The sequence below is a fragment of the Gilliamella sp. B2889 genome (assembly GCF_026536885.1).
GTDB lineage: Bacteria > Pseudomonadota > Gammaproteobacteria > Enterobacterales > Orbaceae > Gilliamella > Gilliamella apicola_E.
In genome coordinates this window covers 113789-126711 of the sequence record NZ_JAFNNF010000003.1, presented here as the reverse complement: position 1 = coordinate 126711, position 12923 = coordinate 113789, and the positions used below count along the sequence as shown (strand labels likewise).

General features: G+C 34.0%; 9 protein-coding genes. 5 read left to right on the top strand and 4 right to left on the bottom strand.

The genetic code is table 11. The features are described from left to right. Window positions 1–237: 237 nt before the first annotated feature. Complete coding sequence (locus tag J3U09_RS05610; RefSeq protein WP_065562363.1) at window positions 238–963, top strand: DUF4198 domain-containing protein; 726 nt, start codon at window positions 238–240, stop codon at window positions 961–963. A gap of 49 nt (window positions 964–1012) precedes the next feature. On the opposite strand, the gene J3U09_RS05605 is transcribed toward J3U09_RS05610, so the two are convergent. Further along, entirely contained in the window at window positions 1013–2401 is a 1389-nt protein-coding gene (locus tag J3U09_RS05605; protein ID WP_267357482.1) for an MFS transporter, read from the bottom strand. 558 nt (window positions 2402–2959) lie between these two features. Between J3U09_RS05605 and pntA the strand changes: the two genes are divergently transcribed. Then, entirely contained in the window at window positions 2960–4492 is a 1533-nt protein-coding gene (pntA, locus tag J3U09_RS05600) for a Re/Si-specific NAD(P)(+) transhydrogenase subunit alpha (protein WP_065562365.1), read from the top strand. A gap of 15 nt (window positions 4493–4507) precedes the next feature. After that, on the top strand, window positions 4508–5902 hold the full coding sequence (gene pntB / locus J3U09_RS05595; RefSeq protein ID WP_065562366.1) for a Re/Si-specific NAD(P)(+) transhydrogenase subunit beta: 1395 nt from the start codon (window positions 4508–4510) through the stop codon (window positions 5900–5902). 66 nt (window positions 5903–5968) lie between these two features. On the opposite strand, the gene J3U09_RS05590 is transcribed toward pntB, so the two are convergent. The 3 genes from J3U09_RS05590 to oxyR all read right to left on the bottom strand — a co-directional run bounded on the left by J3U09_RS05590 (window position 5969) and on the right by oxyR (window position 8696). Further along, window positions 5969–6997 carry an alpha/beta hydrolase family protein gene (locus J3U09_RS05590; RefSeq protein WP_267357480.1) on the bottom strand — a complete coding sequence of 343 codons (1029 nt, stop codon included), beginning with the start codon at window positions 6995–6997 and terminating at the stop codon, window positions 5969–5971. Between the two features lie 99 nt (window positions 6998–7096). After that, complete coding sequence (fabR, locus tag J3U09_RS05585) at window positions 7097–7741, bottom strand: HTH-type transcriptional repressor FabR (RefSeq protein WP_065562367.1); 645 nt, start codon at window positions 7739–7741, stop codon at window positions 7097–7099. A gap of 31 nt (window positions 7742–7772) precedes the next feature. Beyond that, the gene (gene oxyR, locus J3U09_RS05580) at window positions 7773–8696 is read right to left on the bottom strand and encodes a DNA-binding transcriptional regulator OxyR (RefSeq protein WP_065562368.1); all 924 of its coding nucleotides are present in this window, start codon (window positions 8694–8696) and stop codon (window positions 7773–7775) included. A gap of 410 nt (window positions 8697–9106) precedes the next feature. Here oxyR and pcnB point away from each other — a divergent pair, with 410 nt between their 5' ends. Both pcnB and lptD read left to right on the top strand, forming a co-directional pair. Further along, complete coding sequence (pcnB, locus tag J3U09_RS05575; protein ID WP_267357478.1) at window positions 9107–10408, top strand: polynucleotide adenylyltransferase PcnB; 1302 nt, start codon at window positions 9107–9109, stop codon at window positions 10406–10408. 74 nt (window positions 10409–10482) lie between these two features. Further along, window positions 10483–12870, top strand: coding sequence for an LPS assembly protein LptD (gene lptD / locus J3U09_RS05570; protein ID WP_267357476.1), 2388 nt, complete (start codon window positions 10483–10485; stop codon window positions 12868–12870). Window positions 12871–12923: the final 53 nt, after the last annotated feature.

Here is a 12923-nt window from a genome sequence, read left to right as displayed (position 1 = left end):
ATATATTGTGTTATGGACAAAATTTTATCGATTATATAACAAATTGTAGTAGTTAAAAATAGCTAAGTTTAGGATTTATTATTAGATGTGATAACCAATATTTAATTTTCTTAAATAAACTTGTTACCAAGACAAAAAAGACCATTTTATTAGCCAATTAACTTTATATTTAAATTGACTTATATAAATATAAAAATGATAATAATTATCGTTTTCATTTAAAATATTGAGGTATCTATGCATAAAGTATTATTATCAGTTTTATTGGGGACTTTAATGGGTTTAATTTCACAATCCGTGACAGCTCATGGTATATGGATTACTGATCGAGTCGATCAAAAGCAGATTATTTTAGGTGAAGGACCTTTAGATAATGGCTATCAACCTGAAATGGTGAAAAAAGTTAAAGCTTATAATAGTGATTGGTCGGTACTACCCGTTTCAAAAACAGCACATAATAACTTTGTGACCATCGAACCTGCAAAAGATACAGCTGTAGTAACAGTTGATTTTGATTATGGTTATTGGACCAAAAATTCGGATGGTAAATACGTTAATATGCCAATGAATCAAGTTAAAGGTGCAGATAAGGGCACTCATGCCATAAAATATAGTGTCAACTATTTATCATCCGTTAACAAACCCAAAATAATAGAAGATATTCCACTACAAATTGTTCCTTCTATTGACCCAACAAAATTAAAACGAGGCGACAATTTACCGATAACCGTTTTCAAAGATGGTAAACCACTAACCAATACACCTGTCATCATCGATGTTGTAAATAATTTAGACAAAACAGTGAAAACTGATGATAAAGGCCAGGCTACTATTATTGTGCCAAATCAAGGTTTAAACGTTATAGGTGTTGAAATTGGTTTCCCGCTTAAAGATAATCAATTAGCTACCCAAGACAAATTTTTTACTACATTAGTTTTTACATTAATTCCTGAAGAAGATTAATTTATATATAAAAAACGGGATCATTATCCCGTTTTTTATAATTATCTTTTTAAACTTCAGCACTAATCGGACGAGGTATAAGAAAACTACAAAATAGAGCTAACACCGTAATGATTAAACCTAACAACATACCATTAAAGTAACCATCAATTGTGTTTCCATTTATCATCTGAATTGCTGGTAATAAAGCAAAACTCAAACCAGCACCTAAATTAAATGCCCCTGCATTCATACCAGGTAAAAATCCTGGATTATCAGTAGGAGATAAGACGATACCTAATCCATTTAAAATGATATTAGCCATTCCAGCATAAAAAATACCTAAAACAATCACGCCAACCGATAAAATAGATAAAGAATGAATGCCATAAAACATAATAACCAAAATACCAATAATACAACCCACTAAACCTAATTTGAGCACTTTATTATAGCCCATTATTGGTGCCAATCTTCCTGAAAATGGCCCAACAAACCAACCAATTAAAGCATAAGGCGTGAGAAAAATTAATGATGCCCAATCTGCTTCTAACCCAAAACCTATTTCATGATTTTGGGCAATTGACATCACTAAACCATTAACGATGGCAAAAATCCCAGTCATGGTTAATGTGGTTGTTAATAACAACGCCCAGGTGGCACGCTTTTTCAAATGATTGATTGTGACTAAAGGTTGCTTACTTCTTTTTTCTACATTCCAAAATAAAATAAAACATAAAAAAGCCAATAAACTTAAACCACTAACAATCAGCCAATTAGCATTGTCAAGTTTACCGGCTTCATTAAGTGCAAGTAATAACGCAGCTATTGTCAAGACAATTAACAAAACGCCTAACCAATCCATCTTGGTACCTTTAGAGGGCTGAGATTCTGGCGCAAAACGATAAACAAAAAAAGCCGAAATTGCTGCAACAATAGCTATAATCCAAAATACAGACCGGAAGCCAAAATGCGTAGCAAGTAAACCTCCCGCAATAGCATCAACACCAGCAATACCACCATTTACTGCTGTTATGATACCCATTAACATACCATATTGCTTAACGTCTTTTACTTCAAAACTTAACATTAACAAACATAATGGAACCACTGGACCTGATACACCTTGAATAATGCGAGCAACATACAAAACTTCAATATTCGGCGCAATAGCAGCAATGACTGTACCTAAAGTCATTATAATCAACATGGCTGATAATACTTTTTTTCGCCCTTTTATATCACTTAATCGGGGCAAGAATAGTGAAAATAGTGCAGCTGCTGTAAAAAAAGAAGTTTGAGATAGTCCGACAGCTGCATCATTAGTTCCTAATTCTTTCGCTATAGTAACTAACACTGGGCTTAACATACTTGCATTGAGTTGGAAAGCAACACATGCAGCAAGCAAAGCAACCATTAAAGCCAAGATATTATTTTTTTTCTGGCTTAGATCTGCCATATATTTACCTCATTAAATGTTTTAATTGATCGACATTTGAATATCATTAGTAACTATACTCAAATGAGATGATTCTTTATTTGTATCTATTTGATATATAATTAAATATCAATAATTTTATTTTCTCACGTATAAAACCAATAAAAGGTTATTATCAGAGATCGTGCTGTCGTTGATGTTTTCAGCTGACTATGAAATATTAATTAAAGTTCAAATTAACCTTGTTGAATTATCAGATAATTGCAAAACTTAGTCTGATAACTCACTCACCAATTGAAATATCTAATTAATATTTAACCATAGGTAGAAAAAACAATTTTTTTGGCAAACAGAGGTGTTCTTAATGGCGATTAAGATAGTTCACTTTTAAAACAAACTATTCACACTGATTACAAGAGAAATATTCTAATTTCAATTCTCAGATTTAAAATCCACTTATTATTAAATTTAATATTAAGATTTCGATAATAAAAAATAAATTACCTACTCGCACTGTCGCTAATTTGTGCTAAAATCGGGAGACATGAATAATCTTTTTTAACATAAGGATGTAACGTAATGCATATCGGTATACCAAAAGAACGGTTAGCCAATGAAGCTAGGGTTGCAGCAACACCTCAAACTGTTGGACAACTATTAAAACTTGGATTTACAGTTTCAGTAGAACAAGGTGCTGGACACGCTGCTCATTTTGAAGACCAAGCTTTTATTGATGCTGGGGCCACTATTCAAAACACAAAGGATATTTGGCAAAATGATCTTATTTTAAAATTTCACGCGCCAACTGATGATGAAATCGCTCTGATGAAAGAGGGATTAACACTCATTAGTTATATTTATCCAGCTCAACATAAAGATCTTTTAGAAAAACTTGCCACTAAAAATATTACTGTAATGGCAATGGATTGTGTGCCTCGTATTTCACGAGCTCAATCACTAGATGCATTAAGTTCTATGTCTAACATTGCAGGTTATCGCTCTGTTATTGAAGCTGCGAACCAATTTGGTCGATTTTTTACCGGTCAAGTCACTGCTGCAGGTAAAGTACCACCAGCAAAAGTATTAGTAATCGGTGCTGGTGTTGCTGGTCTTGCAGCAATTGGTGCAGCAGTTAGTTTAGGTGCTATTGTTCGTGCATTTGATACACGTCCAGAAGTTGCTGAACAAATCAATAGTATGGGTGCTGACTTTTTAGAATTAGATTTCGAAGAGGAAGCTGGTTCTGGAGATGGCTACGCAAAACAAATGTCTGCAGCCTTTATTGAAGCTGAAATGGCTTTATTTGCTGAACAAGCAAAAGATGTTGATATTATTATCACTACAGCATTAATTCCAGGTAAACCTGCGCCAAAACTTATCTCTAAAGAGATGGTTGAGTCAATGAAACCAGGTAGTGTTATTGTTGATTTAGCAGCCTTAACTGGTGGCAACTGCGAATTAACCAAACCGGGTGAAGTATTCGAAACAGATAATAATGTTAAAATAGTTGGTTACACAGATTTAGCTAACCGAATGCCGGCACAAGCATCACAACTATATGGAACTAACATTGTTAACTTATTAAAATTACTCGCCAAAGAAAAAGATGGTAACATCGACATTAATTTTGACGATGTTGTGATTCGTGGCGTAACTGTCGTTAAAGATAAAGAAATAACATGGCCAGCTCCACCAATTCAAGTTTCTGCACAACCACAGAAAAAAGCGGTTGAACCTATCGCCAAACCAGAACCAACACCAATGCAACCTGCAAAAAAATTTGGCATTTTAGCTTTATTGATTATTGCTTATTTCTGGTTAGCTAATGTGGTTCCTGAAACCTTTTTAGGACACTTCACTGTATTTGCTTTGTCTTGTGTAGTAGGGTATTACGTAGTATGGAATGTAACTCATTCATTACATACACCATTAATGTCAGTTACTAATGCTATCTCTGGTATCATATTAGTAGGTGCAATACTGCAAGTCGGTGATGATAATGGCTTAACTACGGCAATTGCCTTTGTTGCTATTTTAATTGCTAGTATCAATATTTTTGGTGGATTCTTTGTTACACAAAGAATGCTAAAAATGTTTCAACGTGGCAAGTAAAGGAGATTATTGATAATGTTTAGTCATGGAATAATTCAAGCAGCCTATGTACTTGCTGCATTACTTTTTATATTTAGTTTACGAGGACTATCAAATCAAGAATCAGCCAAATCTGGAAACATTTATGGCATGGTTGGTATGGTAATTGCACTTATTGCTGCTATTGCAAGTATTAAAGGCGGACTACACTGGATCATTATTGCTATGGTCATTGGTGCAGCTATTGGTCTTTATCTTGCTAAAAAAGTAGAAATGACACAAATGCCAGAGCTTGTTGCACTACTCCACAGTTTCGTTGGTATGGCTGCAGTTCTCGTTGGTTTCAATAGCTTCTTAGATTCTAATATTATGGTTTTCACTGGCAGTGAACTTACTGTACATTTAGTAGAAATTTTTATTGGTATCTTTATTGGTGCAGTTACTTTTTCTGGCTCAGTCGTTGCATTTGGAAAACTAAATGGCCGCATTAGCTCTAAACCACTTTCTATTCCTTATAAACACTACTGGAACTTAGCTGCAATCGTTGTTTCAGTAATTTTGATGTTTACTTTTATTGGTGTGAAAAGTGGCGCAGGCGCACTTGTTAGTCTACTTGTTATGACTATCATCGCATTAGTATTTGGCTTCCATCTTGTGGCATCAATTGGTGGTGCAGACATGCCAGTAGTTATTTCAATGCTTAACTCATATTCTGGATGGGCAGCAGCTGCAGCAGGATTTATGTTAGGTAATGATTTACTTATTGTAACCGGTGCTTTAGTTGGTTCTTCAGGGGCAATTCTTTCTTACATCATGTGTAAAGCAATGAATCGCTCATTCATCAGCGTCATTGCCGGTGGTTTTGGTAGCGATGGTAGCGCATCAAGCTCTTCAGAAGAAGAACAAGGTGAATACCGTGAAATGCAGCCAGCAGAAGTTGCTCAAACATTAAAAGAAGCACGTTCAGTTATTATCGTACCAGGTTATGGTATGGCTGTTGCTCAAGCACAAGGTGCTGTAAGCAATATTACTGAAAAGCTTCGTGGTATGGGTATAGAAGTCCGTTTTGGTATTCACCCAGTTGCAGGGCGTTTACCTGGCCATATGAATGTATTATTAGCCGAAGCAAAAGTACCTTACGATATTGTATTAGAAATGGATGAAATCAATGATGACTTCCCTGATACAGATGTTGTTTGGGTAATTGGTGCAAATGATACAGTTAACCCGGCAGCGGAAGAAGATCCAAACAGCCCTATCGCAGGTATGCCTGTTCTTGAAGTTTGGAAAGCAAAAACGGTTATTATATCCAAACGCTCAATGAATACCGGATATGCAGGCGTTCAAAATCCACTATTCTTTAAAGAAAATAGTTATATGCTATTTGGTGATGCCAAAGATAGTGTTGAAAAAGTTTTACAAAATCTTTAATGACGATTAGTCTTTAGTAGATACAAAATATTACTGCGGCTTTAGCCGCAGTATTTTTATAAGATGTTAAGGGTTTAAATTTTTTTGATCTAAAAAAGTAGTAATTTGATTAATTATTTCATCATGAATTTCGGTTCTGGTTCGTTCCCCGCCATCTTTACAAATGATACTTTCGCCTTTAGCTTCTTGCTCTAATATTTCTATCGCCTGAGGTTTACAAACTTGTATAAAACTAAAATGCATCGCATCTGGTATAACAGTATAAGTAGATAATGATTTTAAAAGAAACCGTCTTAAATAGCCTGATTCAAGTTCTACATTCATATCACCAACATCAACACCAGCTCCAATAATCAAAGAGGGAATATTAATATTTTTCAGACTTTCGGGAGTAAAACCTCTGACTAACCCTGCATCTAAAGAGATAAATGATTTTATTCTTGAATCTAACATACTTTGAGTTAATTTTGGGTTATCAAGACCTAGTTCATTTACTAATTGGCAAGCTTTCAATTGTGAATTTTCAGTACAATCTCCTTTAAATAGATCAATATCAAATCTTGCACCAGCAAGCGCTATTACGGTCCAACCGCCAAGAGAATGCCCAATGGCTGATATTTTATTCATATCAATATGGTTAGCTAATAGCTTATCTTCTTTTAAAATATCAATAGTTTTACTTAGGTCTTCAGGACGTAGCCATAATTTTCTTGATTGATTAATATCTTTATTAAAAAAAGTTGTTCCTGGATGATTTGGCGCAGCAATAATATATCCCTTACCTGCAAGTTCATAGGCAAGCCAACTTAAATTTTGCCAGCTACCACCGTAACCATGAGAAACAACGATTAACGGAAGTTTCCTGGAATCATTGATAGGTATTGCGTTAGGGACAACTTCAGAACCATAAAAAACTACATTATCGCCTATAAATACTGTTTTCTGTTGATTAGTAGTTGGATACCATATTGCAATGTTAAGAGGTCTACCATCTTCTTTTCCATAATGGATTTCCCTAAATCCAACATTTGAATCTGCATAACCAAAAAATGAAATTGAATATATGAAAAAAAACAGATAGTACACTTTAGCCATTAACTTATTCCCTATATAACTGCATTATATAAATAATATTAATCAATAAGATAGGTTTTGATAATAGTGAGTTAAAATAACGATTTCAACTTACAATAATTATTCATTATTATTTTTGATTTTTTCTTTATGATAAAGGTAATAAGCGCCACGAGAAACCATACGAAGTTGAAAAATAAGATCTTCAATTAGTTCTTGGCGTTGTACTATGTCGAAATCAATTGCTTCCGCGCCAGCATTAAATGCGATAGTCACCATTGCTTCGGCTTGAGCTTCATTATAATGATGTGGCATTTGATTGGCATTGTCTAAATAATCAACAAGCTCCACAATAAAGTGCTGAATTTCGCGTGCAATTGCCGATCTGAATGCTGAAGAAGTCCCAGCTTTTTCTCTGAGCAACAATAAAAATACTTTAGGGTTTTTATCAATAAATTCAATAAAGGTGGTTACCGAAGTTCGAAGAACACTCCCCCCCTTTTCAATACGTTTTCGAGCTTGGCGCAATAATTGACGAAGAGTTAAACCGCTCTCATCAACCATCGCTAAACCTAACTCATCCATATCACGAAAATGGCGATAAAATGATGTAGCTGCTATACCTGCCTCACGGGAAACTTCGCGCAGACTTAAACTTGCAAAACCTTGTTCCGCGTTGAGTTGATGAAACGCAGCATCAATTAAACTTCGACGAGTTCTCTCCTTTTGCTGCGCTCTAACACCACAGGTTTTAACATTTTTCATTTTTTAAATTCTGCACAATAAGAAATATAAATTATTTCTGGCCTAACAGTCGTTCTTTTTCAGCAAAGACTTTTGGCATATGGTCACGAATAGTTTTAGCGATAGTTTCATAACGTGAACGTAATGGAGAACCAGGTCGATAAATTAAAGCGATGCTTCTTGTTGGGACAGGATCAGTACATGGAATATAGCAAATATTATCACGAGTACGTTCATTTGGAGCAGCTAACTCTGGAAATAAAGTAATTCCACGTCCTGCTGATATCATACTACGCAATGTTTCTAAACTCGTCGCTTTAAATTGTTTATCTTCATCAATTCCTACCTGAAAACAATACCCCATAGCATGTTCGCGTAAACAATGACCATCCTCCAACATTAAAAATTTCTTCCCTTTCAGACTAGAAAGCTTAACTGTCTGTTTACTAGCTAATTCATCATTTGCAGGAACGGCTAAAAACATAGGTTCATTGAATAAAGGTAGTTCAATAAATTGTGCGGTTTCTTTTACTTGAGCGATAATAGCACAATCCAATTTTCCACTTTCAAGTTGCGCAACAATATTGGCAGTTTGCGCTTCATGTAAATAAAGTTCTAGTTGAGGAAAGGATTCATGTAATACGGTAATCACATGTGGTAATAAATATGGAGCGATAGTCGGAATTAATCCAATATGCATAGGACCCGCCATCTCTTCCCCTTGACGACTAGCCATCTCTTTTAAAATCTGTATATTACGTAAAATTTCTTTAGCTTGCTCAACAAGCATCATGCCAGTTTGAGTAAATAACACTTTACGACTAGTACGTTCAAGTAACATTACGCCTAATTCGTCTTCAAGTTTTCTGATTTGACCACTTAGTGTTGGTTGACTAACATTACAAGCATCAGCTGCTTTACGAAAGTGCCGGAATTCAGCTAATGATACAAAATATTCCAAATCTCGAATATTCATAGAGTCCCCAATAAGTTATCAGTTAATATTTTTATACTCTTAATTGTAAACCAAATTAATAATTATTTTTATCAAAATTCTTTTTTTAAAAGAGTATAAGTTTAATTAAATCAATTAGTCATTAATAAAATAAATAAGATAATCTATTTTGAATTAATTTTTATAAAGTTAAAAAATAATCTAACTAATTGTACTATATAAATTACTATTGTTGATAATTATGTTCAAAAAATCAAATAAAATATTTAATTAATATAAAGAAATTTCCTTTATTTTACTTGGTATAACTATTTCAAGAAAAATGGAAAGTTAGATTTAATTGCGATATAATCGCGCGCTATATTTCAGTATAGACCATTATTAATTCGAGGTGCGCTATTTTTAAACAAGTTTCTCGCTTTTATCGTAAAATGTTCCATCACAAAGAGCGACAAGAGTCGCATTATATTTCCATCTCACGTAATGAGCATAATATTTCTCGTAAGAATATAAGCGAAAATGCGTTGAAAGTACTTTATCGATTGAATAAACAAGGATATGAAGCCTATCTCGTAGGTGGTTGTATTCGCGACCTTCTATTAGGTAAAAAACCAAAAGATTTCGATATTGCGACAAATGCTACACCAGAACAAATTCAAAAGATTTTTCGAAATTGCCGCTTGATAGGTAAACGCTTTCGTTTAGCTCATATTATGTTTGGAAAAGAGATAATTGAAGTTGCAACGTTCCGAGGTGATCATGATGATCAGAGTGAACAAAAGAACATATCAAAACGATCACAAGCAGGTATGTTATTACGAGATAATGTCTATGGAACGATAGAGCAAGACGCCGTTCGTCGTGATTTCACAATGAATGCGCTTTATTATAGTGCCAAAGATTATACAATTCGTGATTATTGTGGTGGACTAAAAGATTTACAAAATGGCATTATTCGATTAATTGGTGAGCCACAAACAAGATATCGTGAAGATCCAGTCAGAATGTTAAGGACAATCCGTTTTGCAGCAAAACTTAACATGAAAATTGACCCTGCTACTGCTGAACCAATAAAAAAACTGGCTCCATTATTAAATAATATTCCTTCTGCCCGCCTTTTTGATGAATCTTTGAAATTATTACAATCAGGATATGGTTACGATACTTATATATTATTAAAGCAGTATCATTTATTTAAACAATTGTTTCCAGTGGTTGAACGTTTATTTACACATGACCATGAAGGAAATATGGAAAAAATGATTGCTCAAGTGTTAAAAAATACTGATTACCGTATAGCAAATGAGCAACGCATAAACCCTGCTTTTTTATATGCAGCATTTTTTTGGTATCCAATTATAGAACAAACTCAATTAAACTGCATTGAGAGCGGTTTGCAATATTATGATTCTTTTTCTATGGCAATTAATGATGTACTAAATGAGCAATGCCGTATTATCGCTATACCAAGACGTTTTACAGCGGTTATGGGTGATATGTGGCGATTACAATTAAGAATGAAAAAACGAGAAGGAAAACGCGCATTTGTCATCTTAGAGCATCAAAAGTTCCGAGCAGCTTATGATTTATTAGAAATGCGAGCCTCTATCGAAAAAGGTGAGCTTTTAGATTTAGCTAAGTGGTGGGATGAATTTCAACAAGTATCGACTGAAAAGAAAATAGCCATGGTAAGACAACTTGGTAAAACGAATAAACGACGAACTAAACGTTAATTTTAATTCGCACTTTTATAAATAACCGCTATAATGTTTCAATTAAAATAATCATAATCATATTCTAATCATTAATGAAAAAATTATCGCTTTCTCGTATTGCTATAGCTGTAACATTTTCTTTGTACAATTATAGCAGCCCAAGTTATGCAATAGATTTACCAAAAAATGGCACTACTAATCCGCAGTGTCTTGTTGGCGTACCTAAGTTTGAGCGACCAATTGTTAATGGAGATATAAATACATTACCTATTAATGCAGATGCAGATGAGTTTGAAGGACTTTATCCTAATTTAGCTATTTACAAAGGTCATGTTTATGTAGAGCAAGGCAATCGTACAGTTTTAGCTGATAAAGTGACAATTGACTCAAAAGATGCAAATAATCGGATGGTTATACTCGATGGTGATATCACTTATCAAGATAATATGATACGAACCAAAGGTAACCACGCATCAATGAATCTAAACAACAATGATGCCAATATGAATCCAAGTGAGTATCAATTAGTTAATAGACTTGGGCGTGGTGAGGCCGATGAGATCAAATTTGAAAAGAATCGCTATGTAATTCTTAAAAATGGTAGTTTTACCTCCTGTCCTGTAGGTGATAGTGCTTGGAATATTAAAGGTTCAACAATTATTCACGATAATGAAGAACAGTTGTTAGAAGTTTGGAATGCGGTATTTAGAATAGAGAAAGTACCTGTTCTTTACTCACCTTATTTACAATTGCCTACAGGCAATAAAAGACGATCGGGGTTGTTAATTCCTAATTTTGGTTACGATAGTGTTGATGGTATCGATTTTTCATTACCGTATTATTGGAACATTGCTCCAAATTATGATGCGACCATAACACCGCGAATACTACAACACCGTGGTGTACAGTTACAAACTGAGTTTCGCTATTTAAATCAATTAGGATTAGGGACTTTCGCTTTTGACTGGTTACAGCATGATAATCAATACAGTGACGATAGAAAAAAATCAACAAATGGCAACAGATACGATAACAATCGTAATCGATGGTTATTCTATTGGAAAAACGACGAATTAATTAACTACAATTGGCGTTTTATAGCTGATACTACACGAGTCAGTGACAATCAATATTTAACAGATCTCAGTTCTAAATATGCGTCTCAAACAGCTGGATATCTGACTCAGTTTTATAAATTAGCATACAATGATGAAAATTGGGATGTTGCTTTAGGTTACAAACACTTCCAACCATTCCACTATGATATTCTTTACCAAACTCAGCCTCAATTAGATATCAACTATTATAACTACGAGCTGGGACCATTAAAATTGAAGACTTTTTCACAACTTTCTCATTTTATAAATTCAACAGATAATGAACCCGAAGCTTGGCGAGTCCATATAGAACCAACTATCAATTATACAGTTACAAATTCTTGGGCAAATTTATCTGCAGAAACTGGTTTTATGGCAACACATTACAACCAGAAAAACATATTTAAATATAATAATAATCTTGAACACATAAAAGAAGGGACAAAGTTAGATCGCACTGTAAATCGTTTTATACCGAAATTTAGTATTGATGGTAAAGTAATTTTTGAAAGAGACTTTGATCTAATCGATGGGTATAGCCAAACACTCGAACCTAGAGTGAAATATACTTATAACCCTTATCGTAACCAATCAAATATTGGAAATTACGATTCCACACTCTTACAAGCTGATTATATTGGTTTATTTAGAGATCAAACATATAGTGGTTTAGACCGTATTGCATCAACAAATAAACTTTCAACAGGTGTAACTACACGTTTTTATGATAGTAACAAAGTTGAAAAATTTAATATGTCCTTAGGGCAAATTACCTATTTTACAAAATCTAAAACCGGTGATCACAATAATGAATTAGATAAAAATTCTGATACGGGTAGTGTCACTTGGGCAACAGATAATTTCTGGCGAATTAGTAACGATATTATTTTCCGAAGCGGGATTCAATACGACACCCGTATCGATACTATTTCGCTAGCCAATACAACGTTTGAATATCGACCATCGGGTGACAAATTAATTCAATTATCTTATCGTTATGCCAATCGTAACTATATTGACACTGTAGATGACAGGTATAAGTATTCCGCATATAAAGGTTACAAACAAGATCTTTCTCAAGCCGGCATTATGGTTAGTTGGCCACTATCTGAAAAAGTGAGTGCTGTGGGATCTTATTATTATGATATTAAGCAAAAACAGATTTCAGACAGTTTTATTGGGGTAAATTATAGCGACTGCTGTTGGGGAGTAACCGTACAATATGGACGCAAATTAACCGACTGGGATAACACAGAACATATAAGTAAATACAAAAACAAACTGTCAATTAACTTTGAACTTAAAGGTTTAGGAAGTAATCGTGACACGCAAGCCAAAATGTTAAACTTTGGTAAATTACCTTATACAACAACATTTGAATAAACATACTAATAAATTTATTGTGGTAAATTTAATACCGCAACAACATAATGAGT